Consider the following 25680-nt stretch of genomic DNA (forward strand, 5'->3'; position numbering starts at 1 on the left):
AAGAGAGGAAGATTCAAGATCAAGTTCTCTTAGCGGAAATGATTAAAACCCTAGAGTTTCAGGGTGATTCCTTGACAAGGGAAATCTCTTCTTTAGCTGATTTTTTGGACTCGCTTGTAGATCAAAAAGAGGAAATTCTTGCCCAGGAGCTATCTGACCCATATCGCATGGTTGGTAATTTCTCCTCCCTGCCTACACTCGAAGACTCTACAAAAAGTACAGTAGTCATCTTAAGCACTACCGAAGATTACGAGGCCGCAATCGATGAAATAAAGTTTACTAATTTCCTGGACTCGGCCTTTTACCATCTGGTCAATAAGTATGGTATCATCGCTCAAGTATACTTAAACACCAGCAATCAATATTCTCGAGTCTACCCTGCCTATGACGCCAAAAACATCATGGATCCTAATATTGATGTGAAAAAATTCAACTTTTTCTATGAAGCTGATCTTGAGCATAATCCCTCCAAAGGGCCCGTATGGATTCCTGAACCCTATGTTGACCCTGCAGGAAAAGGTTGGATATTATCTTTGATTCATCCCGTTTATGATGGTGATCAGTTGTTTGGAGTGCTTGGAATAGACATCACTGTAGATGAAATTATCCAAAGCTTTATCGACGACTTTGAAGGGAGTTTCCTGATTCTGAATAAGAATGGTGATATCGTGGCGGGTTCTTCCTCTGCCATTGAATCTTTGAGTATGCCTCCATTGAAAAATCATGTCTACCGGGAAACGATCCAATCTGATTCCTTCAGGATTTCTGACTTCAACCTATTCAATAGTAAAAGTAGGGAAGTGAGAAAAATGGCTAAGAGCTTTATCCTGGAAGGAAATGATCATTTTCTTTTTGAAGAAGAAGCTTACCTCGAAGACGCTGTTTGCTATCCATTTGAGGTCTTAGATTGGTACATGGTCAAGATAAACCCACGGGTACAATGAAGGCACCTAGACCTAGATCTTATTTTAGAAACTTTTGGGTGAGCTTTGTGGTCGGAACCCTCTTAGTGATCCTAATTATGGTTCTGGGAATTGGTTTTTTCAACGCGATTTATGATGCGCAAATCGAATCAAGAAGAGACTTTTTAACCAAGCAATCCGAATTGGCTGCGCGGGGTCTGGAATTAGAAATCCGTCGATTTGAGGAAGAATCAAAGGACCTGATCAATTATCTCGAGGATCCCAACCATGAAATCGATGACTATGATGAGGAGTTTACCTATGCAGTGCGAAGGCTTTTCAATGCTTTTCCTCAGTTGATTGACTCCGCTTGGGTAGATATGCAGGACTCGGTTTTGACATTTACTTTCAATGAGCGGAATGACTTCTTCAGAAAGGCGGTTGACCAAGGATTTCCGGAGTCTTCTTCTAAGCCTTATGCTAATCTTGTCATTGGGAAAAAAGGCTTTCGGGTACTTTATAGTTTGAAATTTCTAGATTTTGCGAAGGAATTTGCGGAAAATTATTATCTCAATCCAACCGGTGCTAAGTACCTATTTTTTGAAGACCAACTTTTTCCCTTGAATAAATCTGAAATCAGCTTGCCTGAAAGTGAATTGGACTTTATTAAAAAAGACCTGACTGAGGGTGTTAAAGGTATTTATACGATTAATAGCAGTGTAGGAGAAGATGATTTTACAGGGGTGGCTGCGCAATATCCTTTTCGGTTTCATGTAGCAAATCGGGTAGGGGCCGTTGTTTTTGTGGTCCCTGTAGAAAGTCTTTATTCGGGTATTTACCGAACCTATTTTCTGTCGTTTTTCGGTTTTATGATATTGTTGATTTCTGCGGTAAGCTTTTTTGTGATTTCTCTTAAAAATAGCTTCGAGTTTCAGCGTATCCAAGAGAGCAATATCCAAGAAATCAAGCAACTGTTTGATCAGCAAAATCTACTCTTACAGGAGTTGCGGGGTTTTGTATTCTTCCATGATCATCGAGGGGAAATCACTCGAGTCAGTCCTGAAGTGGAGCAGGTATTAGGGCATAGTCCGGATGAATTTGTAGCAGCTTTTGCTACTAATTCGAGTCATATGGAAGCCAATTTGGTCAAAAAGCAAGTCATGGATCGAATTGCCCAAAAACAGGATGTGTTGGATCTTGAGTATGATTTTGTCCGTCCAGATGGTCAGGAGATTCGAGTAAGAGTTTTTGAAAAATTGATTTTTGACGAAGAAGGGAAGTTTAAGGGTGGTATGGGCTTAGGTACTGATATTTCACTTCAATATGAGTCTCAAGAGCAACTCCGAGAAAGTGAAAACCGCCTGAGAAATCTGATTCGTAGTATTCCGGATATCATTTTTATTTATGACAATTCAGGTAAGATTTTAGATTTCCATATTCCTTCAGATGCAGCTGAAATGATGCCGCCGGAGGATGTGAAAGGTAAAAATCTTAAGGATTTGTTTGATGATCCAGATGGAGATGGAGTTTTGCAAACCTTCTTGAATGCACTTCAATCACGGAAAATCCATTCTTTAGAACAGAAAATCCCAACAAAGTCCGGTATCAAGCATTTTGAAACCCGTTTTTTTCCATTGGATCAGCAGCAGATGATATCAATTTCCAAAAATATCACTGGTCAGAAAATTTGGGAAAAAGGACTCATGGAAGCTATGGAAGCGGCTGATAAGGCAAGTCGTGCCAAATCGGAGTTCTTGGCAAATATGAGTCATGAGATTCGTACCCCAATGAATGGCCTTTTGGGTATCATAGACCTGCTTGAACAGACCAAACTTGATAAGGTACAAAAACAGTATGCCGATATTATCAAAAATAGTGGGAATATGCTGCTGGGGATAATCAAGGACATTCTTGACTATTCCAAAATTGAAGCTGGAAAAATCGAAATTATCAAAGAGGTCTACGATGCCAATGCGGAACTGGAGAATCAAGCAAAAATCCTTTCAGGACTAGCATCAAAGAAAGAGATAAAATTTACCTTTCAGCGAGCTGATGAGGAAGATCTGTTTATAGAAGCGGATAAGGTAAAGATCAATCAGATTTTTCTCAATTTGGCAGGAAATGCCATCAAATTTACTCCAGAAGGAGGGGAAGTAGATATTCGGCTTGAATACGACCCACTGGGTGAGGCACAGGGCTTTTTGAGCTGCACTGTAAAGGATTCCGGGATCGGTATTTCCTCAGACCACTTACAGCATTTGAGTGAGCCATTTTATCAAATTGATAGCTCTAAAACGCGTTCTCACCAAGGTACAGGCTTGGGATTGGCAATAGCTAAAAAGCTTACAGAGCTTCTGGGTGGAAGTTTTGAGGTAGAAAGCCAGCTTGGTGAAGGTTCAACTTTCCAGTTTTCGGTTTTGGTTAAAAGAGTGTCCTCGCCTGAGGCTACTGACCTAAAAAGCAAAACGAGCTGGAATGATATCAAAAAGTCTACGGGGAAATATCCGATAAAAGTCTTATTGGCTGAAGACAATGAGCTTAATATTCAACTAATGGGAATGATGTTGAATCAGCTTGGCTTCTCTTACGAAATTGCTAAAAATGGATTGGAAGCAGTCCAAATGGTAGAGAAAAATGGGTATGATATGGTCCTAATGGATGTTCAAATGCCAGTGATGAATGGTCTTGAAGCAACTCAAGCAATCCGAAAGCTAGCACTTAGTAAACAGCCTGCGATCATTGGACTTTCTGCGAACGTGTTTGATGAGGACCATATTTCTGCTATCGAGGCAGGAATGGATGATTACTTAACCAAACCAATACGTCTCGGAGTATTAGGAGAGCGGCTCGAATATTTTTTTCAGAAAATAGTTCAGGAAAGCGAATAGGATTGAATTATTTCTTGGAAGTTACTGCTCTGCCAGTTCTTTTTTGTCTTTTGAAATAATTCTTCCAATGACCATGGGAATCAAAAGGCAGATGATGGCCATGATGGATATCCATGTAGTTTCGTTGAGGAAATTCATCCCAATCAGGAAAACACCGCAAAGAATAAAAATGGTTTGAATTAGCTTTTTGTCCCAGAATAATCCAGTATAAATGTAAGCCGTACCGATCAGGGAAAACATAGCTGCATTAATGATTGTATTGATCTCTGAGCTAAAATTCAGAAACCAATTCATGACTTTTGCAATCAATACTATTGCTATCAAGAAAAAGAATAGCTTGTGGAGTAAAGAATTAAGTTTCATGACTTTATAACTTAAAACACGAAACTAAAATAATAGAAATTTTATAAGTTCAAAAACTCCATCTTTAAAAATTAGCCTATTATCAATTTCCCAATTTTTTAGCCAATGCAAAAAAACTATGCTTTTAACAACCTGGCATGGGGCTTATTCTCTAATTCAATTAAAGAGATTTTAAAGTCCTTAAAACTTCATCACCCATCCATGCGGATCTTCCTTGGTTCCATACTTGATGCCATCCAACTCAGCAAGTACTCGATGAGAGAAGGCATCTGATGGTTTTTCTGGAAGTTCGTAGTCTTTTCCTTCGATATGAATCAAGCGGATATGGGCGATGGTTGCCGCGGTTCCAGTACCGAATGCTTCTTCAATAGTTCCATTTTCGAAGGCACTTTTCAATTCGGAAACACTTAAAAATCGCTCTTCTACTTCTTCTCCCCAGTCTTTCGCCAATTTCAATACGGAGTCTCTGGTGATTCCTTTCAAGATGGTATCGCTATGAACCGGAGCTGTGATGATTTTTCCACTGATTTTAAACATCACATTCATGGTACCACTTTCCTCGATAAACTGATGGGTTTTTCCATCGGTCCAGAGCAATTGATCATAACCGGCCTTCTGTGCTTGTAGGGCAGGGTAGAGAGAAGCAGCGTAGTTGCCCGCTGTTTTTGCAGAACCTGTACCTCCTTCGGTGGCTCGGGTATATTTTGTTTCCACCTTTACGCTTACTGGCTTGGAATAATAATTCCCAACCGGGCAGGTGAAAATGATGAATTTGTAGGTATCAGATGGTTTTACCCCGATGTAATCATCCGTAGCAAACATATAAGGACGAATATAAAGGGAAGAACCCTTTGCAGTAGGGATCCAACCCCGATCCAGATCAATCAGCTGCGATAACCCTTCCATAAAAACTTCCTCTGGAATCTCCGGCATACACATTCTCACCGCTGATTCATTCATTCTTTTCCAGTTGGCATCTGCACGAAAAATCAAGGCTTCTCCAGCTTCATTTTTGTAAGCCTTCAAGCCTTCAAAAATTGACTGTCCATAGTGAAGGGCAGCATTCGATGGGTTTAATTGCAAAGGACCATAGGGAACTATTCTCAAGTCAGTCCACTCGCCGTTTTTATAATCTGCCACAAACATGTGGTCAGAGATGGTTTTCCCAAAAACTAAATTAGAAAAGTCAGTTTCAGCTAATTTGGACTTCTGAACCTTGGTAACGGGTATGGCTAGTGATGTCTTCATGTTATTCTATACTAAAAGCTATTGCAATTTTATTTTAATCTATTCTTTTCAAGTAAGGGATTTATCCTTTAAAGGATAACCAACCACCTAATACTTACTTTTTACTACTCTAAACTTTCTTCTTCCTACTTCAAGCTTCCTACTCCCTACTTCCCCTCAACTCTCGGTCTCCAAGTCACCTCTTCAACCTCCAGTTCCTGGGCCATTTTTCTACCTAATACAAAGAAATAATCGGAAAGTCGGTTGAGGTATTTCATGACCAGTTGATTGACTTCTTCATAGGAAGCCAGTTCTACGACCAAACGCTCTGTTCGACGACAGACTGTCCGGGCTAAGTGGCAAAAAGAAACGGATTGATGTCCTCCCGGAAGAATAAAGGCGGTTAATGGTGGTAATTGCTCCTCCATTTGATCCATCTCCTTTTCAAGCAGATCTATGTCAGATTCGTGCAAGTCTGGTTTTTTGACCTTGTCTTTTCCAGGACTGGTAGCAAGGTCGGCTCCGATTGTGAAGAGTCTATCTTGAATCTCTTTTAAGATCACACCTCTTTCCTTATTTACTTCTTGATCTCGAAGCAGGCCCACATAGGAATTAAGTTCATCCACAGTGCCATAGGCATCGATTCGTAAATCAGATTTTGGCACTCGAATACCCCCTAATAGTGAGGTGATCCCTTCGTCTCCGGTCTTTGTATAAATTTTCATTCTACTCCCTGCTTTGATCGCACAAAATTAAGAATCTATTTCGAAAAGGGCAGGGTTTAAACTGCTTCTCTCACTCCGCGAGTAGGGTTGGGGTTGACTGTGTCGGACTCAACTAATCCATCCCGAAGACGGACAATTCGGTGAGCATAGTGAGCTATGTCATCCTCGTGAGTTACCATGATGATGGTATTTCCTTTGCTGTGCAGCTCATGGAAAAGCTCCATGATATCGTAAGATGTTTTGGAATCTAGGTTACCGGTTGGTTCATCAGCAAGAATAATACTTGGATCATTGACCAAGGCTCTTGCAATGGCGACACGCTGACGCTGACCACCGGAAAGTTCATTTGGACGGTGTTTTGTTCGGTCGCCCAAACCAACATTTTCCAAGGCTTTGAAAGCCATTTCTTCTCGTTCTTCTCTACTAAACCCAGCATAAACTAATGGTAGGGCAACATTTTCTAAGCAGGAAGCTCTCGGAAGTAGGTTAAATGTCTGGAACACAAAACCAATTTCCTTATTTCTGATTTCAGCCAGCTCATTCTCACTCATGGAGCTGACATCTTTATTATTCAAAATGTAGGAACCTGAAGTTGGTGTGTCGAGGCAACCAATGATATTCATCAAAGTGGATTTACCCGAACCGGAAGGTCCCATGAATGCTACATATTCCCCACGATCCACGGTAATGGATACAGACTTGAGAGCTTGAATAGTTTCGGCTCCCATTTTATAGGTTTTGTTGATTTCGTGGGTTTCTATGACTCGACTCATGTGGTGTAGGTTTAGTTCGCTTAAAGTTAGATTCATTTATGAGAAAAACCGAAACCAACTATCAAAATTTACGCATTTGAAGCTGATAAAGTGTCTCTTCGTCAATCCATTTCGACATTTCTCCCAAGGCATCGGTAGCATAGTTGCTCAAGCCCAGCTCTCGGGCTGCTTGCACTTTCCGCATCCAAAGCACCGGATCTCGGTTAAATTCTGTCGCTTCATTGAGTATTTCGTATCGATCGAGGGCATCACTTTGAATGGCTTGTGCTGACCAAATCAAAGGACTATGATAGGGGTTACCGGTAAGTTCATCGGGTTTTCCAAGCCATTCTAAAAAGCTATTGATAGAATTCGAATCTTGAAAATCCGGATTTTTAGCGAAGCTTGATAGAGCGGTATTTTCACCTTGTACTTTTTGAATAAAATCAGCCAATTCCTGAATATTGCTTTTGCTTAGGTCATGGGATTTACTCTTCAATAAGCGTATGCCGAAATCTGCCTTGAATCGCTCATCTTTCATTCCCTTCCAAGCTTCTAGTAGTGTTTTGGGCAAGCTTTCATGCAATCGTTCAATCCAAAATAGATATTGAGCTTCCTCAGATTCAGGACTTTCATACCAGTTTCTAGGTTCCAATTCGTAGGCTAATCTCAGTTGCTCGGCTTCTTCATAGTATCCTCCTAAAGTTAGAATCTCCCAATGATAGTTTTGGAAAGCTTGGAAGCCTTTATCCTTTGCTGCTAATAATTCTTTTCCAGCTTTTTCGAAGTCAAGTTCGGAGGCCAAAATCATCGCTGAAAGATGAAGGAAATAACCAGCGTCTCCGGGATTACGGAAGGCTAGCCCATTTAAGTTTTTGACAGCTTCACCAATGCGATCAGCTGCTAGGCTCCGAATGACGGCTGTCTCCTGCAAAGGCATGATATAGGTTTCCATTTCAGGCTGCTGCCAAAGGCTATCCAACAGCACAAGGTCAGATTCGGGAGATTCTTGTGTCCACACAGAGTGTACATTTCGCAAGCCAGCTTGCTTCAAAAGAGGAGAAGTAGACTTTAATGATTCTTCTCGAAGGCTTTTCACCAACTCTTCAGCAGGAATATTTCCCAAAGCATTCTGATAAGCGAGTGCATTGATTTTGCTCGGTAAGTCTACGGCTTCGGCATTTTCAATATTGAAGTTTCCGCTTTTCAACTGAGAAGCTAGAAGATTGCTTTTTATCACCTTTTGCTCAAGAGGAGCATCGATCAAAAGTTGGATGGCTTCTTCCGCTCGATTGGTTTTGAGATAAAGCAAGGCTAGATTATTTCGAATAGCTTCGCTTTGCTTAAAAATTTCCAACCCATTTTCTAATAATGAGATAGCTTGGAAAAGTTTATTTTCCTGGTGAAATCGCTCTGCTAAAAGCACAAAATTATCTTCCTGTGGTGCTTCATACACGCTTTGTTCCAAATGGCTTTTGGCCAGACTTGGCTGTTTCAGTTCAAAGAGCAGATGAGCCAAGGCATTTTTGGCTTTCGGATTTTTCCTGTAGCGAAACCATGAGTTTTCATATAAGATACTCGCATTGAGTCTTTGGTCTGTCGCATAGTAGTAATCACCCAAGACATGATTGCTCATGGCATTAACCTGAGCCCCTACGATTCCATTGGCGTAGGCTGTGATTACCAGCATGGCAATCAGCCCTCCGAGGCGAAGATGATAATACGGAAGAGAAAAAGGTTTGAAAAGGACTCTTTCCACGTTCTTTCCAGTATTCATGATGGAAAGAAAATTGGAATAAAGATAAATGATGAAAAAGGCTGAAATACCCAATTGGGAATAGGTAAAGAGGTGTTTGAGCAATTCTTCTCCGGGTTGGTTGCCGGTTGCTTTCAATTTCCAAACTAGCCATAAGACCAAGGCAAAGCCTATTAAGTGCAGGGATTTTAGCACTTTGGGGGGAGCGATTAAATCTAGATCGGTGTTTCCTTTGACCTCGATTACGAAATAGCCCAAAACGCCTACGGGGATCAATAAATACAGTGGATCAAAAGAGGGAAGCCAAGATAGAGGGTTGCCTGTTAGATCTAATAAAATATTGAAAATCAACAATAAGTAGATGATAGATAGAATTAAAAGTTGAATAGAAATCTTTACTTCTAAATTTCGGCTTGCTCGGGTAAGTAAGATGTAAATACCGGATATCATGGAATGTCCATTCCAGAAAACCCAAGCAATGCTGAGGCAAAAGACCGGAATCAGGGCATGTTCTGCAAGAAAGATATCTGCCTGCTCTACGGTACTTCCCTGAATCAAAACCCAAGCTGAAATTCCCACAAATAGTAAGCTGACAACATAGCGAACTGGATAGTAGTCGAATTTTCCGGATACATGGAAAAAGACAGGAGCCGCCAAACTTCCTGCAATTGCTACAATCAAGGGTAGGTTAGTGCTAAGCCCTTCAAAATTGAGCCCATTGAGATTGCTAAGAGTTAAGATCAGAATCCAGGCTGCACCCGCAATGAGGAAATAGAGCTTTTTGAAAGAAGGTATCCAAGCCAAAAAGGCTGAAATTAAAATAACAGCCAGCACTCCAAAAGTCCGAATTTCAAGCAATGAAAAACTAGGTCTTAGAGATTTGAATTCTTGGAAAACAAGAAAATTATCTACTTCAATCGGAAAAGTCACTGGCCCAATCGCAGCAATGTCAAAAGGAATGGGCAGTCGGTCCAGAAAGTAGCCAGGAATGAGCTCCCGATAGGGCATACGATCGAAGCCCACGAAATAGATCAATAAAAAAGCCCCGATTACTATCAAGGCAATGAGGATAAAAGAGCCGATGGCAGGAAGGGTTTGACGCATTATTATTCCAAAACTTTTGGCACCCGAAAATAATCTGAATCCCGCTTAGGAGCATTTTTCAGTCCTGCTTCATGATCCAAGTGGTTTCCAACCTTATCTTCACGCATATCATTGACTTCAGAGGACATCGTGGTCAGTGGTTCTACTCCCTCTGTATCGAGTTCATTTAGTTTTTCCACCCAGTCCAAAATCTGACTCATGTCTTTTGACATTTTTTCGGCACTGGATTCATCAAATTCCAAGCGCGCCAAGTGAGCGATTTTCTTAATGGATTCTTTGTCTATCTTCATTTGAACTTAGCTCAGTTTAATTACCAATCTTCCCTCTAAACGCCATTATCAAGTTGTAATTGCCTTTCGATGACCTCAAAGCATTTGTTTTTCAAACTTTCCTCCGTGGCTTCTTCTTCAGGAAAGATTGCCTCATGCAGGACCATTTTTGCCTGGTGAAAGTCAAGCAAAAACTTACCGTCCTCAGGCAAAATTAGATGATTAAACGACAATGTGACAGGAATGATGGGGATTTGTTTGTCCAAAGCAAGTCGGAAAGCCCCATTTTTGAAGGGTACCATATGCGGTGGCTGAGTTGTATAAATCCCTCCTTCAGGAAAAATCACGATGCCGCTACCTTCATCCACCGCCAAAGCAGCGCGACGCATAGTTTCCGCCCTGCTTTTTAAGCGGGAGCGATCCACTGCGATATGTAGGCTTTTGAAGAAATAACCAAAAAGGGGGGCTTTTCGAATCGATGCTTTTCCGATGAATTGTACATCTCCGGGGATGAAACCCATCATGGGAATATCGAGGTATGAGAAGTGATTGGCTGCAAAAATGTAGGGTTGGCCGGGCTTGATTTGACCTCGAATTTCTAAATGAACTGGTTTGAAAATCAGGGTAAAATAAATTTTAGCCCAATATTGATTGATTCTTCGGCCGTAAGGTTTCCAGCCCGGTACCCAAATACAAATCAGAAAGAATGGAAAGATCAATAAAAAGCTTAGCACAAAAAGCAGTGCGGCATAAAGGGAATATATTCTTCGAAGAAGCTTAATCATGGTTGACCATGTGATTTGCAACTTTGATGAAGTAATTCATCATCAATTCCCGGACCTCTTGATCAAGCTTTATTTTATCCATTGCTTCGAGCATAGCATTCAGCCAATGATTCCGCATTTTTGGATCAATCGCCCATTGCATGTGTCTCAGCCTTAAGCGAGGATGACCACGCTCTTCTGAGTACGTTTGCGGCCCTCCAAACACCTGAACTAAAAATAGAAACAGCCTACGCTCAGCAGGTTTTAAATCTCCTTCAGGGTAAAGTTTCCGGAGCTCATGGTTACTTTCTACCCCTTGGTAAAAATGATGGACCAGTTCCTGTATTTTTTCTTCGCCTACTGCCTCGTAGATGCTCTGAAATGGATTCATGGCGCAAACTTAGAAAAAAAGTAGAATTAGCCTTCGTGCTTTTTGACCTTCAGCGAAGTTCCTTCTGTAGAAATGACGATAATCTCTTCGCCCTGATCAATAAACTCTCCCCGGGAATAGGCATCGAAGATTTCTCCATCGATTTCTACTCTTCCGCTTGGGCGAAGGCGGGAATGGACCTTTCCAACTTTTCCCTTGAGTTCATCAGGATAAAAGGAAGAAGTATATCCTTCAGACTTGCCTTGAGTTGTGGCAAGGGTAATGGTGCTAAATGCCTTCCAAGAGTTCACCTTTGGTGTCAACCAGAATATTAGAAAAACAGCGGCTATGGCTGCCAGGATGACGGTGAGCAAAGCGACAAATAGTTGCTCTGCAGGCACAAAGGAAAAGTCAAAGTTTTGATTGGGGAGCATTCCTAAGACTAGGCCTGAGAGGATGCAGACTATTCCCAGAATTCCAAATATTCCAAAACCTGGTATGACAAATAGCTCTACCGCCAGCAATATGATTCCCAAAACGAAGACAATCACTTCCCAATTTTCAGCCAAACCGTTGAGATAGTAGGGAATAAAATATAGGATGGTTGCTAGAATGGCTGCAGCTAGTGGAAAACCAACTCCCGGTGTCTGCAATTCAAAGTAAATGCCACCTATGATAATTAGGATTAAGATTCCTGAAATAGCAGGGTTTAAAAAGAAAGATATGATTTGCTCTGTACTTGAGACTTCATATTCGATGATTTCGGCCTCAGCTATTCCTTGAGTGGCAAGAATTGCATCTATCGAAGGATATTCTCCTTCACAAAAACCAAATTTGATGGCTTCAGAAACTGAAAGTGTTACTACTGAGCCTTCCTCCGTAACTCCATCAATGGCGATTTTTTCATCCACCATAGCCTCTGCGATTTTTGGATCTCTACCACTTGCCTCGGCAGTACTTCGCATCATGGATCGCATGTAGGATTGGTATTTGTCAGGTGCAGCGCTACCATCGGCACCACTTACCACGGTGGCTGCTCCTATACTTGCACCCGGTGCCATGTAAATACTGTCACTGGCGATAGAGATTAAGGCTCCGGCAGACGCAGCATCTTTGTTGATAAAAGTATAGACCGGAATTGGAGCTTCCAAAATCATGGTCCGAATATCATCGGCATCATTCACAGCGCCGCCGTAAGTATCCATTTCAATAATGATCAAATCAGCTTCCTTTTCCTCTGCAGATTCCAAAGCGAGTTTTACCCGGCGATTCATGGCAGGATCGATGTCCCGATCAATTTTAAAAGTGAAAATCCGTTCTATCTTTTTATCCTGCGCAGGGAGTTGCTGTGGGAAAAAAGAAATAATCATGAAAAGGAAAGGAAGAAGAAGTCTACTCATAGAAGCAAGATACTTTTTTCAGTCTAATATTGATTCGATTCGAGATCAAAAAAGCCAAATATCATATGTAGAGAATGAGAGAGGTAATTAATTGTTCAAAATCGCTCTCTTTAGCATAATTCTTGTTCTTGTGGTATTGTTTGAAGTATCCAAACAACACTTAACCTTAATTTAAGCATGCGATTCAACAAATTTCTTACTCTCGGTTTAATTTTTTCAGCTTTTGCAGGTAGTGCTCAAGCTGTTTCTGTCTTAGATTCCTTACGTACAGAAAAAAGAGGAGGGAAGTCATTTATTGTTCATCAAGTAGAGGCAAAAGAGACGCTTTTTGCGATTTCCCGTCGCTACCAAACCCCTGTCGGTGAGATTGTTAAATCCAATGAGTCTTTAAAATCCGGATTGAAAGCAGGTCAGGAAATCTTTGTTCCTTTTATTGGTGAGGAGTCGGTTCCGGAAGGTTCGGATTTGCATAAAGTAGCTTCAGGAGAGACGCTTTATTCGATTTCCAAAAAGTATAATGTTTCCATCGATGAATTGAAAACCTGGAATTCCCTACGTGGAAATGACCTTAGCGTCGGTCAGGCTTTAATTATTAAAGGTCAAGCTGAAACTCCTAAGCCTGCTGTGGCGAAAGTGGAAGAGCAGGTAAAGCCACAGGTAAGCCAGCCTACTGCCGAAAAGGCCGTGGCTGTGAGCACCGAAGTGGTAACAGTAGAAGAGCCAGCATCCAAAAAGGTGGAAAAAGCGGAGAAGAAAGCAGAGAAAATCGAAGAAAGAGTCGAGCCTGTAGCTGAGATGCCAAAAGCACCGGCCGAAGCTGTAGCAGTAGTTCCGGGTGATTGGATTTCCCATGAAGTAAAATCGGGAGAGACGCTCTTCTCGATTTCTAAACAATATAATGCCAAAGTAGAAGAGGTCATCCGCTGGAATGGTCTCAGCTCCAATAATCTTAAAGTTGGACAAGTGATCAAAGTGGGAAGAGCAGAACCTGCCCCTTCTCAAGTCCCGATCGTAGGTGAACCGAAAGTGGTAACTGACGTAGAGGAAATGCATGAAGTGCCTGATGGAGCTAGCTCAGGTGGGTTTAAGAATATTTCTGAAATGGGTCAGGCTGAAGTGATTCCTGGAACGGGGGGGCACAAAAAATACTTGGTTCTTCATCGTACAGCTCCTGTCGGAACGATCATGCGAGTTCGAAATGAGGAAAATGATGTGACCATTTTCGCTAGGGTAGTTGGTGTTTTGCCAGAAACAGGTGATAATTCCAAATTGGTTATCAAACTATCCCAAGCTGCCTATGATCAGCTCAAAGCAGTCAACCCACGCTTTCCTGTAGAGGTAGCGTATTAATTGGTTCAAATATTTCGGAGATCATAGCCCATCTGTTTTCTATCAGGTGGGCTTTGACGTGAAATAGGGTGGTCTTCTGGCTGTTTTTTTATATACCGTTTGACTTGTTCTATCGCCGCCGTTCATGCCTACCTTTGGTAGACAGGTCATCACGCACGGCCTTTTTTCAAGGTTTGACCCTTTCAGGGTCTAATGAGCTACTTTAGTTTTACCTAGAATTTCGTGTCTCAAAAACTCATGTTAGGCCTATATTTCACCGAACGAAGTGAGGTGTATCTCAGGAGGCGAAGCCGACTATGTCTTACAGAACAAAGCGATGGATATCTTTTTGAATCCAGGGAAGGTTTTTTAAAAGATAGCTTTGCAGATAATAAGTTAAGATATCGCTGCGCCAAGATATAGGAGGCGAAGCCGACTATATTTCACCGAAGGTGCATTTCTTTATTTCAATATACCCCCACTAATCAAGCCTTCTCCCTTTAATCGAAATTGATTCATCCTCTAAATTACCCATTAGAAACATTCATAATTTCCAGTAGTTTTACATTCATGCAATCTAAAACAGCCTTTATCCTTTTGATATTTTTCGCAGCTTGTTTCTTTGCCAATGAATTGATGGCACAGCAGCAGGAGTTAGATCTCTTTAATACCACCCGAACAGATTACAATCGGAAGGGTATGGTCATTTTAGGTTCTTGGGCGGTTGGAAATATGCTTTGGGGAGGAATAGCGGCATCCCAAACTACCGGTTCCGATAAGGCTTTTCATCAAATGAATCTCTATTGGAATTCGGTCAATCTGATTATTGCAGGATTCGGATATTGGCAGGCAAGCAAAAGCCCGGAAGCCATGAGCCTTTGGGAGACCATAGAGGCTCAGCAGGGGATTGAAAAGGTTCTTTTGGTTAATGCAGCTTTGGACCTTGGCTATATGGCAGGAGGTTTTTATTTGAAGGAGCGTGGCCTGAGAAAAGGTAATGAACGACTCCAAGGCTTTGGGAAGTCAATCATTCTTCAAGGTGCATTTTTATTAACCTTTGACGCGATTATGTATGGTTTTCATAGCCATCATGCGCAGGCTTTACCGGAATTTGTGAATCAACTCAGTTTAGGCCCTACGGGTTTTTCCCTCCGGATTCCAATTCAATAGTCATTTGTCAATCCCAAGCTTCTAAGGTAACTTTGCATCCTACCACAGAAGTATGAACAAAATCCAACTCTTTTTTCATTACCTATTCCGGTTTATCTGGAATTTGATATTCGTGATCAGCTATCCAATTCTTGCTAGTTTTGGCTTGCTCTTCATCGGCCTGACCTGGATTTTTTCAAAGCTATCCCAATTGCTTGCCCGTATTCGACCTGAGGGTAAAAAAGTAACGATCAAAGCTTCAGATTGGGAGACCTTGCCCCATACCAATGAGCTAATTGAGGCTCTGGAAGTTAAATCAATCATGTTTGGTCCTTCAGGGTTTAAGCTTCGAAGAGTGGATGGTGTTCCTTCCATTTTATCCGATTATGTATTTGGCAATAAAGTTCGGGTGATTGAAGAAGGCTTGATTCTGGAGAAGTGGAACAGCACAGATTCCAAAGAGCTTCCTGATTTTGATATTTGTCTTTACAATCCGGATGAAGATAGCCTGAGACCACTTACCAATATCAAATGTTTTGACTGGCATGTGTCTGAGAGAGGAGAACGGGAGTTGTTTTTTAAGTGGTTTGATGGAACCCAAGGAGGAGAGGTAAAGGTCGCTCTTTAAGCCAATGCAAGATCTAAAGGGCTTTTTGGATGAAAAGGTTGAGGAATACAATCAACCGGGATTTATTACTTACGATCCAATATCCATCCCACACCTATTCAAGAAAAGACAGGATATCGAAATCGCTGGGTTTTTTGCATCTATTCTTGCATGGGGACAGCGTAAAACCATAATTTCCAAATGCTTGGAGCTTTTTCGTCTAATGGATAATGCTCCGCATGACTTTTTGTTAAATCATCAAGAGAAGGATTTAAAGCCCTTTTTACGCTTCAAGCATCGAACCTTCAATGATATAGACACGCTTTATTTTATTCATTTTTTTGCCTGGTTTTATAGGCAGCATGATTCGCTCGAAGAAGCTTTTCTTATCGGCCAAAATCACTCTATCGATGGAATGGAAAGCATGCTGAAGGCTTTTCACGAGTTTTTCTTTTCCTTGCCAGATGCTCCTAGCCGTACGAGAAAGCATATCGCAACTCCTGCCCGAAAATCAGCCTGCAAGCGAATGAATATGTTTCTCCGCTGGATGGTTCGACAAGATGACAAAGGAGTGGATTTTGGGATATGGAAAGGTATACAGCCCGCTCAATTGATCTGTCCTTGCGATTTGCATGTGGATCGGGTTGCCAGAAAGTTGGGATTGATTACCCGAAAGCAAACCGACTGGCAGACTGCTATCGAACTTACAGAAAGACTGCGGGAAATGGATCCAAATGACCCCGTCAAATATGACTTTGCGCTTTTTGGTCTGGGAGTGGAGGAGAAGTTTTAGAAAGTAGAATTAATGAAACTTTTTCACCTCGGGTGCAGCGGCAGATGTCGAGAAATCCCGAGTTAATCGATCTGCATAATCATCCAAAAGAGCCAGAATCTTATCCCGATTTTTTGATCGTACAATCAATCCCGCATGGTATTCCAGTGGAACTCTAAAGTACACCTCCGGGTCATCAAAGCTGCTTAAATCAGGATTTTGGAATTTGGAAAGTGTGAGTACAATTCCAGCATATTGCTTGACGCTTTTGGGGAGTTTATACTCCTTTCCTCTGGCAAGAGAATCTTCGATTTTAGCCCATTCAGTCCAGAGATTGATGGATGTAGCTGCTTCCACCATTTCTGCCAAATGAGCTCCTCCCACGCGCGAAGAGGTTTCTAAAAAGTAGATTTCCCCATCTTCATGACACTTGATGAATTCGGTATGAGTGGCTCCCGACTTTAGGCCAAAGGCCTTCATGATATCTTTGTTGACCTTTTTGATGGCTTTTTCGTCGACCGAACCATACTCCAAATTGGCTGATCGGAAAATTCCACCTCCTTGGGATATTTCCATGGGGGTTGCTAAGTATTTGGAAACGGTCAAAAAGATGTTTTTACCATCTAGCATCAAGCCATCCGCATGATAGACATCTCCTGGCTTAAATTGCTCCACGAGGTAATAAAGGCGATTGTCTCCGAGTTCATGGATATGTTTCCAGAGCTCCTCCTTGTTGTGTACCTTAATGATACCGTGTGCTGAGGCTTCGGAGCGAGGCTTCAGTACCCAAGGCGCAGGAATATGATCCGCATATTGGTTGATATCCTCGTCATTAAATAGAGGAGAGAAGGCAGGCACATTGATTCCTGCATCTTGCGCTTTGATCCGCATGGCAAGCTTGTCTCGGAAGTATCGACCGGTAGTTTGCCCCATTCCCGAGATCCGCAGGTTTTCTCGAAGGAAAGTTGCTTTTTCTACATCATAATCATCCAAAGCGACAATGGCGTCGATCTTATTCTCCTTCATCAGCCCTCCGACTCCTTGTAGGAGTAAATTCAAATCCCAATCCAAATCTTGGCCTGGCATATAAAAAACTTCATCGATGTATTCAAAAGCCCAAGGATGCTCTTTGAGATTTTCTGATGTCACCAAAAAGACTCGATTCCCTTGTTTCTTGAGGGAGATTAAAAATGCATTTCCTTTGAAGTAGTTGGAGATGCAGAGAAAAGTTTTGCCCGAAGTATCCATTTTAAAGAAGATTTTCGATCAAATTAAGCAATAAATTGACACCATAGGATGTGCCGGATTTGGTTTTTGTAAACTCACTATCTCCGAAGGCTACACCGGCAATATCTAAATGTGCCCAAGATGGATGCTCATTGGTGAAAGCTTGCAAAAATGTAGCCGCTGTGATAGCTCCTGCAAGAGGCTTTCCATGATAATTTCGAATGTCCGCAATCTCACTATCCATTTCTTTAGCATATTCTTTCCAGATAGGTAGAGGCCATGATTTTTCACCTATTCCAATACCTGAATCCTGAATTTGCTTGGACAAGGATTCATCATTAGAAAACAAAGCTGCGCATTCATACCCGAAAGTTCCAACAGCTGATCCAGTCAATGTTGCAAAATCAAGGATGTGATCAGTTTGGTAATTTTTGACCAAATAAGCCAACCCATCTGCTAAAATCAACCGTCCTTCTGCGTCGGTATCGACGATTTCTATGCTTTTACCTGAGTAGCTTTCAATGACTTCGGAAGGTAGATAGGCATCCTTGTCAATAGCATTTTCCACAGTTGGCACGATGCAAGTCAGGTTGATTGGGACCTGAAGGGAAGCGATAAGTTGGGTTGCTGCCAAAACCGCCGCTGCACCGCCCATGTCTGACTTCATGTAATGCATCCCCTGAGTCTTCACATTGAGTCCTCCGGTATCAAAAGTGACTCCTTTTCCGACCAGTCCGATGTGTTTTTTGGCTTTAGGCTGTCTATACTCCAAAATGATGAATTGGGGTTCTTTAGCAGAACCTCTTGCCACTGCCAAAAAGGCTTCAAGGCCCTCTGATTTTGCTTTTTTCCGATCAAAGATTTTTGCTTTCAGGCTTAGCTTCTTGGATGTCTTTTTTGCCCAATCCGCCAAATACTTAGGGGTAAGTACATTTGGAGGAAGATCTACCATCAGTAAGGCCTCCATCTTGGCATCCAAGATCTTCTCTGCACGGAAAAGTGTCTTTTTGGCTTCGGGTGAATTAGAACGGATAGCTACTTTCAGTTTTTGAAACTGTTCTTTTCTCTCCTTCTTGAAAAAATCTAAATGGTAAGCTCCTAATCCTAAGCCAATTATACTTGCTTCCATCAAATCCACCTGGTCAATTTGACTGAAGTTCAATTCTATATTTTCCTTCACCCAATCTCCCTGCTTGGCCAATACTCTTCGGAAAGCATTCTCAACTGATTTATAGCTTGGACTATCGCCTAAACCCAGCAGAAGAATGATTTGACTATCATTAGAGAAAGCATAATGCGTATTTTCCTTCCCGCTGAAAAGCAGTTCTGATATACTTTGTTGCGGAAAGTTTTGGCTTAAAAAATCGGAAACCTGATCGCTTTTAAGAGGAAAAATTTTGAGGGAAGTCTGTGATTTTGACTTTGGATTCAGTTGAAATTGCATATTTATTTAGTCAGGTTTGTCACTAAAGAAAAGCCATTCGATGGCTTTTGGGAACTCATCGCTCCAGTATCTTTCATTGTGTTTTCCTTCCATATTGATGGAAAGGCGCACTTTCATTTTTCCTTGAAGGCTTTCTCGTCTTAGCAGCCGCTTTCGGAATTTGGTCACATGCTTGACCATGGTTTCGCTTTCGTCTCCGCCTGCATAGAGGTAAAGTCTAGTTTCCTGCGGTTCAAAAATATCCAAAAAACCAAGCTTGATCTTGGGTATGACCCAAAGCGAAGGAGAGAAGACCATCAACTTTCCAAATACCTCCGGATAGATCAATCCTGAAAAAATACTCACCAGACCTCCCATGGAACTTCCACCAATACCTGTGAATTCACGTTCAGCTTTGGTGCGGAAAGTTTTATCCACAAAAGGCTTCAAGGTGTCGGTGATGAAGCGGATATATTTTTTTCCGTGACCTGCACCTAGTAGGGTTCGGCCGACATTGTATTCCTGAATGCGCTCTGATTCTGCATGCTCGATGGCAATGACGATAATCTTCCCAATTCCGTAGTCCGACATGACCGCCAGCTTTTTGTCTATCTGCCAGTTGAATTCGGACTTTTCGTTGAAGAGGTTTTGAGCGTCTTGTAGGTAGAGAACCGGGTAATGCTCATCACTAGTGTCGTAATCATGGGGGAGGAGTGCCCAGATTTTGCGGGTTTTATTGAGTTGGGGAATTTCAAATTCCTCCGAGATCAAATGCACCTTTGGCAATTGACTTGGGCGGTAAGGAAGCCAGTTGTGACGCCATTTAGCTACTTTTTCAACTCGCTCGAGTTGATCATCATTCCAATGCCGATTGGGAGTTTTATTTCCGTATCGATCAATTTCGACTTCAGACCAGTCTCCTTTTGTGAATTTGTAGATCAGTTCTCCTTCAAACTCTTCACCTTCCGGAAATTCAAACTCATAGCGCCCCTCTTCAATTTTTTCCATGCGGAAATTATAGTCCTGAGTCGCCCAATTATTGAAATTACCCGAAATATATACGGGTCTATTATCATCATTCGGAGTGATTAGAATGATTTTTTTGGTATGGGTGACAGTGGACTTTACAGGAGGCTCTTGTGAATTCATCAGCAGGTAGCAGGCGATGGCTTAGCCTTGCAAAAATAGCTTATACCGCTTCAAAATGAAATGTAATTGAAAATGATTATTCAGAATGTGAAAAAGAGGTGTTTCTGTCAAACTCTTTCATGAGGTCTAAAGCGGATTTCTTCTGGGTAGGGGAATGCATGAATGAGTTCACCGCTTTTAATTCTTTTTTGAATCTTTTGCCAATGCAGCGGGTCGAAAAGGTTTTTGTGATAATTCAGAAAATGTTCTTTTAAATCTTCTCTGCCAATCATCCAGCGCCGAAAATCTTCTGGAAAGACGTCATTTTTGGCAATATCATACCAAGGCTCGGAGGCATAGATTTGCTCATAAGTTTCCGCTTTTGGTTTCACTCGGAAGTTCATATCTGTCAAAAACTCAATCTCATCGTAATCATAGAAAATGACTCTTTTTTGACGGGTGAGTCCAAAGTTTTTGGTCATCATATCACCTGGGAAAATATTCGCCTGCGCCAATTGTAATATAGCTCTACCATAATCCTCTGCCGCTTCCAAACCTTCCTCTGTAGTGCAATCGTCCAAGTAAAGGTTGAGTGGTATCATCTTGCGCTCAGTGTACAAGTGTTTGATAATCAATTCATTGTTTTCAATTTTCAAGAGCGAGTTGCAGGTATTTCTTAACTCCTTCATCAGTTCCGAACTAATGCGATCAAGTGGAAGGTGAAAGTATTCGAATTCATGGGTGTCTGCCATCCTACCAACGCGATCATGTAATGAAACCAACTTGTATTTCTCCCTTACTTCTTGCCGGGTCATGCTTTTTGGCGGTTCAAAATGATCCTTTACCAGCTTGAAAACCACATCTATAGAGGGGGAGGTGAACACAGTCATCACCATGCCTTTGACTCCAGGGGCAGGAATAAACTCATCCGAAGATTGATTTATATGGTCCAGAAAGTCACGGTAGAATAGCGTTTTTCCATGTTTGTTGAACCCAATTGCATTATAGAGTTCATGCGTCTTTTTATGAGAAATGACTGAGCTTAGAAAACCAACCACTTGCGAAGGGACATCAGCTTCGACCATAAAATAGGAGCGGGTAAAGCTGAACAAGTGACTCATAATCTGCCGATCAAAAATCAGAGTATCCACGAAAACACCTTTCTCTCCATGAAGCATAGGTATAATAAATGGCATCCACTTTTCACCAACGAAGGTCCTTCCTATCAGGTATGCAGCCTTGTTTCGATAAAAGACCGATTTGAGTATTTCTGTGGTAGTTTCTGGGCCCGGATTGTACCGGGTGAGAATGACGTCTTTGACACTTTGAATTAGAAACTGGATATCCTGCTCCTTATTCATGTATGGAACTCCCATATCAAAATCATCCAAAATCTTTCGGATGATTGGCTCAAGTCCCATTTGACTGGGATAGACATGGATCATATCGCTATCTCTACTCCATTCACAAGATTCATGGCCCTCCGTCAGGTACATTAATTCGGCATCTACTGACATTCCAGGAAAAGCTTTGCGGATGACTGAGTTGAAAAAAGTTTCGGCCAACTCCACATCTGGCCTTCCCAATATCATGCTTTGGTACTCTTTCCTAATAGAAGACCAAATGCCTCTGTCGGAAGCAGTCTCCCCAAGCTTTTCATGAAATTCATCCGCTAGTTGGAATAGAAGATCCTTGTACAATCTCAACCTTTGTCGATGGTTGATTTGCATGTTTTGCCAATTTCGTTCCCTGAAATATTTTGGAGCGAGTCGTGTATAGGTATTGAAGCTCCGGATGTAGCTTTCAAATCCATCAAAGATTCTTTTGGCCAATGATTGGGGACTATGCGGCATTGCTTGGCTGAGTATTTTTCCGAAAATACAGAAAAAATAAGACCCTTCAGGATTGTAATGAAAAAGTGAAAATTTATGCAGACGATTGCATAAAACTTTGATTAAATCTAGATAGAATATTATTTAAATTTTTTTTAAAAAATATTTCTGGCTTTAGGCTTGATTTTAAATGATTTAGGTCAAAAATCATTTGGAAAATAAAATTTTGAAAATCTTTCGCAATCGATTGTTTGGAGTAATAGAAAACATTTTCTACTTTTCGACAGTATTCATAATCGAATATCTACAATAGGTTTAATAGGTTTGAGAGCAGGAAAAGGTCGGGTATTAGCCCGGCCTTTTTTGTGTTTAAATTGGGCCATTTTTGGATTGTCTTATTGGAAGTCTGTTATCTTGCAGAAGACATGAATCATGATGAATTAATCGTTTTTTTGAAGGATCGGCTCCGCCATCCATTGCCGGGGAAGGAGGCACATATACAAATGGCTCCTCAACCCATAGATTTGCGTCGCTTTGACCCAAAGGTTCCGCTCCATCATCGAAAAGGTGCTGTTTTGCTCGTCTTTTATCCAGGAAAGTCCGAAGTGCTTTTTCCATTGATCAAAAGGCCAGTATACAAGGGAGTTCATAGCGGACAGATTGCCCTTCCGGGCGGAAAGATGGATCCTGGAGATACAGATATCATCCATACGGCTTTGAGGGAAGCTCAGGAAGAGGTTGCGGTGAATGCAGAGAGGGTTCAGATCCTCGGAAAGCTAACCGATCTTTATATTCCCACATCCAATTTTCTCGTGACGCCTGTAATCGGCGCGATTCATGAAGTTCCTGAGTTTGTGCCTGAAATCAGGGAAGTCGATATGATCCTACCTACGCAACTCGATTTTATTCTCAATTCGGAAAGAAGGCAACGGACGATTTTGAAAATCAATCAGGAATTAGAATTAGATACGCCATACTTCGATCTTCACGGAGAAATCGTCTGGGGAGCCACAGCCATGATATTGAGTGAGTTGGCACATATGCTTGCAGAAGGCTGATCTATTTCTATTGGGCTTTTGACCTTTTGTTGGTATTGTTGTAAAAACTAACCAGAAAAGTATGGAAGGACAGGGACCTCTAATTACCAATGATGCCATTGTTTTTGGCATTTTGCTGGCCATTTTGGCCTTAGTTTTTAGCACAGCAGCCAGTAATAATAGAATCCTTCAAAAGTTTTATCGGGTAGTCCCGACAGTATTGCTCTGTTACTTCATTCCAGCGGTTTTCAATTCTTTGGGAATTATCTCAGGGGAAGATTCTAATCTTTATTTCGTTGCTAGCCGCTATTTACTTCCTGCATCTTTGGTGCTATTTACATTGAGCATTGACCTGAAAGGTATCCTGAAGCTAGGGCCGAAAGCGCTTACTATGTTTCTGGCAGGTACGCTCGGGATTATGCTGGGAGGTCCCTTGGCCTTGCTTACCGTCGGGACATTTTTCCCTGAGGTATTGGGAGGAGAAGGTCCCATGGAAATTTGGCGTGGACTTGCTACTATCGCTGGCTCATGGATAGGAGGAGGGGCTAATCAAACGGCCATGCTGGAGGTATTCGGTGCTGATTCAGACCTTTTCGCTCAAATGATCGCAGTAGATGTGTTGGTTGCCAATCTATGGATGGCATTTTTACTTTATTGGGCAGCCAAGCCCGAAAAAATCGATAATTTCTTCAAAGCGGATACCTCTGCTATTTATGAACTACGGGATAAGATTGCTGATTTTAGGTCCAAAATCATGCGGATTCCTACGCTCTCTGATAGTATGGTGATTCTCGGTGTCGCATTTGGAATCACCGGTGTTTCTCACTTGCTGGCGGATAATCTTGCCCCCTATATTGGAGAGAATTATCCGCAGCTTAAGGATTATTCTTTGGATTCGACTTTCTTCTGGATCGTGGTTGTCGCTACTACTGCTGGTTTGGCTTTGTCTTTTACCCGTGCAAGAAATCTCGAAGGAGCTGGTGCTTCTCGCTTTGGGTCAGTTTTTTTGTATATTCTAGTTGCCACCATTGGAATGCAGATGGATTTGGGTGCTGTCTTAGATAACCCTATTTTATTTGTCATAGGGATTCTTTGGATGTTCTTCCACATTTTGATCATGCTTCTGGTAGCATGGTTGATCAAAGCTCCTTTCTTTTATGTAGCAGTGGGCTCCCAGGCCAATGTAGGAGGAGCTGCGTCAGCACCCATTGTAGCAGGTGCTTTTGATGCTTCATTAGCTCCGGTTGGAGTGCTTTTGGCAGTCCTCGGCTATGCTGTAGGTACCTATGGAGCTTATCTATGCGGCCTGATGATGCAGGCTGTTTCTGGTATGTGATTTAGCTTATATGAGGCACAAACGTGAATTGATTTTTGTATGTACGGGTTCTGACTGCAAGAAAGCAGGTGCAAAAGGTCTGTGCAAAGAGCTCAAAGAATCATTCAAAAAGTCGCCTATGAAAGGAAATTGTAAGTTGATCCAAACCAAATGTCTGGATCATTGTAAGTCGGCTCCAGTGGTGATTTTGGATGATCATTTTTACAAAAAGACCAATTTTGCTCAGATCTTGAATGAATTAGAAAAGAAGCTGAAATAGCCGATTGACACAAAAAAATCCCGACTTAGCGGGATTTTTTTTTCATCTAGTTGAGATTAAAGCTTCTCAATTTTGACTGCCGTACCACTTGCGGTTACCATTAGCATACCATCACGGATCGTCTCATAGTCAAGATCGATTCCGATAATGGCATTGGCGCCAAAACTTCTTGCTTGCATCTCCATCTCAGTCATCGCAGTGGCTTTTGCCTCTCTCAAAACTCTTTCGTAGGAACCTGAGCGACCTCCTACAATGTCTGTAATGCTTGCAAAAAAATCTTTGAAAACATTGGCACCGATGATGGTCTCGCCGGATACTATTCCTAAATATTGTGTGACTTTGTGCCCTTCCAGGCTGTTGGTAGTTGAAATGATCATAGTGTTAGTATTAAAATTGAACTTCTTTAATCACGCAAACCGAGATAATTTGTTCTGATTTGCATGTTAGCGATTAATTTGGGTCATAAATTAGAATTAGCAAAAGAAGCCTTGATAAATTATCGGCTAGAATATCTATCTTGAGCTATGGATTTGGGGAATATTATTTACATCATTGCGATTATCATCTACTTTATCTATCAGGCAACTAGTGGTAAAAAGAAGGCAAAGAACCCTGAAATGCCTGATAATCAATCTCCCGAAGATGAAAGCAAGCCGGTCACCTTTGAAGATTTGCTAAAAGAAATTCGGGATATTCAAGAAGGTAAGCCCAAGGAGGAAGCCAAGCCAAAGCCTAAACCTCAAGCCCCACCAAAAAGAAGAGAATCCTTCGAGCCTATCAAGGCTGAAAAAGTTCCTACTTCTTCCTACAAACCTCTTGAAGAGCAGGACGACGAAATACAATATTACCAGGGAGCTTTCGAAAAACTTGACCCAAAATCAGTCAAAACTTCTGAAGGAATACCTGAAATTCCATCCTCTTCCAGTGATGAGCGTTTTATCAAATACCGAAGTAAGAAAAAGGTAAATCCCTACGCCAAATTGGTGAAAAACAAAGATTCTTTAAAGAACGCCATTGTCCTCAAGGAGATCCTCGATAGAAGGCATTTTTAGGCTGCAACA

Annotated in this window: 24 protein-coding genes; 10 read left to right on the forward strand and 14 right to left on the reverse strand. The window is 41.6% G+C overall.

The features are described 5' to 3' along the window. The first annotated feature begins 38 nt into the window (after positions 1–38). Together CDH51_RS00360 and CDH51_RS00365 are read left to right on the forward strand one after the other, a co-directional pair. Positions 39–944 (forward strand): cache domain-containing protein, encoded by a 906-nt coding sequence (locus tag CDH51_RS00360; RefSeq protein ID WP_157807015.1) that lies wholly within the window; start codon positions 39–41, stop codon positions 942–944. After that, entirely contained in the window at positions 941–3790 is a 2850-nt protein-coding gene (locus CDH51_RS00365) for a PAS domain-containing hybrid sensor histidine kinase/response regulator (protein WP_100626758.1), read from the forward strand. Before CDH51_RS00360 ends, CDH51_RS00365 begins: the two co-directional genes overlap by 4 nt. A 21-nt stretch (positions 3791–3811) precedes the next feature. Here the strand turns inward: CDH51_RS00365 and CDH51_RS00370 are convergent, their stop codons facing one another. From CDH51_RS00370 to CDH51_RS00410, 9 genes are all read right to left on the reverse strand, one after another. Then, positions 3812–4153 (reverse strand): hypothetical protein, encoded by a 342-nt coding sequence (locus tag CDH51_RS00370; protein WP_100626759.1) that lies wholly within the window; start codon positions 4151–4153, stop codon positions 3812–3814. A gap of 180 nt (positions 4154–4333) precedes the next feature. Next, on the reverse strand, positions 4334–5401 hold the full coding sequence (locus CDH51_RS00375; protein ID WP_100626760.1) for a branched-chain amino acid aminotransferase: 1068 nt from the start codon (positions 5399–5401) through the stop codon (positions 4334–4336). A gap of 146 nt (positions 5402–5547) precedes the next feature. Next, entirely contained in the window at positions 5548–6105 is a 558-nt protein-coding gene (locus CDH51_RS00380) for a cob(I)yrinic acid a,c-diamide adenosyltransferase (RefSeq protein WP_100626761.1), read from the reverse strand. Between the two features lie 56 nt (positions 6106–6161). Further along, a complete protein-coding gene (locus CDH51_RS00385) occupies positions 6162–6878 on the reverse strand; it encodes an ABC transporter ATP-binding protein (protein ID WP_100626762.1) in 717 nt (238 codons plus the stop codon). Between the two features lie 61 nt (positions 6879–6939). After that, the gene (locus CDH51_RS00390) at positions 6940–9717 is read right to left on the reverse strand and encodes a tetratricopeptide repeat protein (RefSeq protein WP_100626763.1); all 2778 of its coding nucleotides are present in this window, start codon (positions 9715–9717) and stop codon (positions 6940–6942) included. Positions 9718–9719: 2 nt separating this feature from the next. Further along, positions 9720–10007 carry an Asp-tRNA(Asn)/Glu-tRNA(Gln) amidotransferase subunit GatC gene (gatC, locus tag CDH51_RS00395; RefSeq protein ID WP_026946609.1) on the reverse strand — a complete coding sequence of 96 codons (288 nt, stop codon included), beginning with the start codon at positions 10005–10007 and terminating at the stop codon, positions 9720–9722. 35 nt (positions 10008–10042) lie between these two features. After that, entirely contained in the window at positions 10043–10771 is a 729-nt protein-coding gene (locus tag CDH51_RS00400; RefSeq protein WP_100626764.1) for a lysophospholipid acyltransferase family protein, read from the reverse strand. Beyond that, the gene (locus tag CDH51_RS00405; protein WP_100626765.1) at positions 10764–11141 is read right to left on the reverse strand and encodes a globin domain-containing protein; all 378 of its coding nucleotides are present in this window, start codon (positions 11139–11141) and stop codon (positions 10764–10766) included. The genes CDH51_RS00400 and CDH51_RS00405 overlap by 8 nt, the downstream gene beginning before the upstream one ends. A 26-nt stretch (positions 11142–11167) precedes the next feature. Next, complete coding sequence (locus CDH51_RS00410; protein ID WP_232724758.1) at positions 11168–12490, reverse strand: NfeD family protein; 1323 nt, start codon at positions 12488–12490, stop codon at positions 11168–11170. A 207-nt stretch (positions 12491–12697) separates the two neighbouring features. Between CDH51_RS00410 and CDH51_RS00415 the strand changes: the two genes are divergently transcribed. The 4 genes from CDH51_RS00415 to CDH51_RS00430 all read left to right on the forward strand — a co-directional run bounded on the left by CDH51_RS00415 (position 12698) and on the right by CDH51_RS00430 (position 16398). Beyond that, on the forward strand, positions 12698–13870 hold the full coding sequence (locus tag CDH51_RS00415) for a LysM peptidoglycan-binding domain-containing protein (protein WP_100626767.1): 1173 nt from the start codon (positions 12698–12700) through the stop codon (positions 13868–13870). A gap of 549 nt (positions 13871–14419) precedes the next feature. After that, on the forward strand, positions 14420–15019 hold the full coding sequence (locus CDH51_RS00420; protein WP_100626768.1) for a DUF6992 family protein: 600 nt from the start codon (positions 14420–14422) through the stop codon (positions 15017–15019). Positions 15020–15071: 52 nt separating this feature from the next. Then, positions 15072–15626: a hypothetical protein gene (locus CDH51_RS00425; protein ID WP_026946604.1), complete on the forward strand. Its 555-nt coding sequence runs from the start codon at positions 15072–15074 to the stop codon at positions 15624–15626. A 4-nt stretch (positions 15627–15630) separates the two neighbouring features. Then, complete coding sequence (locus tag CDH51_RS00430; RefSeq protein WP_100626769.1) at positions 15631–16398, forward strand: TIGR02757 family protein; 768 nt, start codon at positions 15631–15633, stop codon at positions 16396–16398. Positions 16399–16407: 9 nt separating this feature from the next. Here the strand turns inward: CDH51_RS00430 and CDH51_RS00435 are convergent, their stop codons facing one another. The 4 genes from CDH51_RS00435 to aceK all read right to left on the reverse strand — a co-directional run bounded on the left by CDH51_RS00435 (position 16408) and on the right by aceK (position 22008). Further along, positions 16408–17625 (reverse strand): ATP-grasp domain-containing protein, encoded by a 1218-nt coding sequence (locus CDH51_RS00435; protein WP_100626770.1) that lies wholly within the window; start codon positions 17623–17625, stop codon positions 16408–16410. Between the two features lies 1 nt (position 17626). Then, a complete protein-coding gene (locus CDH51_RS00440) occupies positions 17627–19048 on the reverse strand; it encodes a leucyl aminopeptidase family protein (RefSeq protein WP_100626771.1) in 1422 nt (473 codons plus the stop codon). 6 nt (positions 19049–19054) lie between these two features. Further along, a complete protein-coding gene (locus CDH51_RS00445) occupies positions 19055–20176 on the reverse strand; it encodes an alpha/beta hydrolase (protein ID WP_100626772.1) in 1122 nt (373 codons plus the stop codon). Positions 20177–20283: 107 nt separating this feature from the next. After that, on the reverse strand, positions 20284–22008 hold the full coding sequence (gene aceK / locus CDH51_RS00450; RefSeq protein WP_100626773.1) for a bifunctional isocitrate dehydrogenase kinase/phosphatase: 1725 nt from the start codon (positions 22006–22008) through the stop codon (positions 20284–20286). 431 nt (positions 22009–22439) lie between these two features. Between aceK and CDH51_RS00455 the strand changes: the two genes are divergently transcribed. From CDH51_RS00455 to CDH51_RS00465, 3 genes are all read left to right on the forward strand, one after another. After that, positions 22440–23045 (forward strand): NUDIX hydrolase, encoded by a 606-nt coding sequence (locus tag CDH51_RS00455; RefSeq protein ID WP_232724716.1) that lies wholly within the window; start codon positions 22440–22442, stop codon positions 23043–23045. A 61-nt stretch (positions 23046–23106) separates the two neighbouring features. After that, entirely contained in the window at positions 23107–24360 is a 1254-nt protein-coding gene (locus tag CDH51_RS00460) for a DUF819 family protein (protein WP_100626774.1), read from the forward strand. 10 nt (positions 24361–24370) lie between these two features. Further along, the gene (locus CDH51_RS00465; protein ID WP_100626775.1) at positions 24371–24619 is read left to right on the forward strand and encodes a (2Fe-2S) ferredoxin domain-containing protein; all 249 of its coding nucleotides are present in this window, start codon (positions 24371–24373) and stop codon (positions 24617–24619) included. Positions 24620–24675: 56 nt separating this feature from the next. On the opposite strand, the gene CDH51_RS00470 is transcribed toward CDH51_RS00465, so the two are convergent. Further along, a complete protein-coding gene (locus CDH51_RS00470) occupies positions 24676–24996 on the reverse strand; it encodes a YbjQ family protein (protein WP_100626776.1) in 321 nt (106 codons plus the stop codon). Positions 24997–25143: 147 nt separating this feature from the next. Here CDH51_RS00470 and CDH51_RS00475 point away from each other — a divergent pair, with 147 nt between their 5' ends. After that, positions 25144–25671, forward strand: a complete 528-nt coding sequence (locus CDH51_RS00475) for a hypothetical protein (RefSeq protein ID WP_100626777.1) — start codon at positions 25144–25146, stop codon at positions 25669–25671. The last annotated feature ends 9 nt before the right edge of the window (positions 25672–25680 follow it).

It is taken from the genome of Algoriphagus formosus, from assembly GCF_002807035.1.
In the GTDB taxonomy this organism is placed as follows: Bacteria; Bacteroidota; Bacteroidia; order Cytophagales; family Cyclobacteriaceae; genus Algoriphagus; species Algoriphagus formosus.

Bases quoted from the DNA above. Each gene is read 5' to 3' on its own strand.
- gatC (WP_026946609.1), bottom strand. From the start codon at position 10,007: ATGAAGATAGACAAAGAATCCATTAAGAAAATCGCTCACTTGGCGCGC.
- CDH51_RS00435 (WP_100626770.1), bottom strand. From the start codon at position 17,625: ATGGATACTTCGGGCAAAACTTTTCTCTGCATCTCCAACTACTTCAAA.
- CDH51_RS00360 (WP_157807015.1), top strand. From the start codon at position 39: ATGATTAAAACCCTAGAGTTTCAGGGTGATTCCTTGACAAGGGAAATC.
- CDH51_RS00365 (WP_100626758.1), top strand. From the start codon at position 941: ATGAAGGCACCTAGACCTAGATCTTATTTTAGAAACTTTTGGGTGAGC.
- CDH51_RS00470 (WP_100626776.1), bottom strand. From the start codon at position 24,996: ATGATCATTTCAACTACCAACAGCCTGGAAGGGCACAAAGTCACACAA.
- CDH51_RS00405 (WP_100626765.1), bottom strand. From the start codon at position 11,141: ATGAATCCATTTCAGAGCATCTACGAGGCAGTAGGCGAAGAAAAAATA.
- CDH51_RS00460 (WP_100626774.1), top strand. From the start codon at position 23,107: ATGGAAGGACAGGGACCTCTAATTACCAATGATGCCATTGTTTTTGGC.
- aceK (WP_100626773.1), bottom strand. From the start codon at position 22,008: ATGCCGCATAGTCCCCAATCATTGGCCAAAAGAATCTTTGATGGATTT.
- CDH51_RS00440 (WP_100626771.1), bottom strand. From the start codon at position 19,048: ATGCAATTTCAACTGAATCCAAAGTCAAAATCACAGACTTCCCTCAAA.
- CDH51_RS00475 (WP_100626777.1), top strand. From the start codon at position 25,144: ATGGATTTGGGGAATATTATTTACATCATTGCGATTATCATCTACTTT.
- CDH51_RS00380 (WP_100626761.1), bottom strand. From the start codon at position 6,105: ATGAAAATTTATACAAAGACCGGAGACGAAGGGATCACCTCACTATTA.
- CDH51_RS00375 (WP_100626760.1), bottom strand. From the start codon at position 5,401: ATGAAGACATCACTAGCCATACCCGTTACCAAGGTTCAGAAGTCCAAA.
- CDH51_RS00370 (WP_100626759.1), bottom strand. From the start codon at position 4,153: ATGAAACTTAATTCTTTACTCCACAAGCTATTCTTTTTCTTGATAGCA.
- CDH51_RS00430 (WP_100626769.1), top strand. From the start codon at position 15,631: ATGCAAGATCTAAAGGGCTTTTTGGATGAAAAGGTTGAGGAATACAAT.
- CDH51_RS00420 (WP_100626768.1), top strand. From the start codon at position 14,420: ATGCAATCTAAAACAGCCTTTATCCTTTTGATATTTTTCGCAGCTTGT.
- CDH51_RS00410 (WP_232724758.1), bottom strand. From the start codon at position 12,490: ATGATTATTTCTTTTTTCCCACAGCAACTCCCTGCGCAGGATAAAAAG.
- CDH51_RS00385 (WP_100626762.1), bottom strand. From the start codon at position 6,878: ATGAGTCGAGTCATAGAAACCCACGAAATCAACAAAACCTATAAAATG.
- CDH51_RS00445 (WP_100626772.1), bottom strand. From the start codon at position 20,176: ATGAATTCACAAGAGCCTCCTGTAAAGTCCACTGTCACCCATACCAAA.
- CDH51_RS00400 (WP_100626764.1), bottom strand. From the start codon at position 10,771: ATGATTAAGCTTCTTCGAAGAATATATTCCCTTTATGCCGCACTGCTT.
- CDH51_RS00415 (WP_100626767.1), top strand. From the start codon at position 12,698: ATGCGATTCAACAAATTTCTTACTCTCGGTTTAATTTTTTCAGCTTTT.
- CDH51_RS00465 (WP_100626775.1), top strand. From the start codon at position 24,371: ATGAGGCACAAACGTGAATTGATTTTTGTATGTACGGGTTCTGACTGC.
- CDH51_RS00390 (WP_100626763.1), bottom strand. From the start codon at position 9,717: ATGCGTCAAACCCTTCCTGCCATCGGCTCTTTTATCCTCATTGCCTTG.
- CDH51_RS00425 (WP_026946604.1), top strand. From the start codon at position 15,072: ATGAACAAAATCCAACTCTTTTTTCATTACCTATTCCGGTTTATCTGG.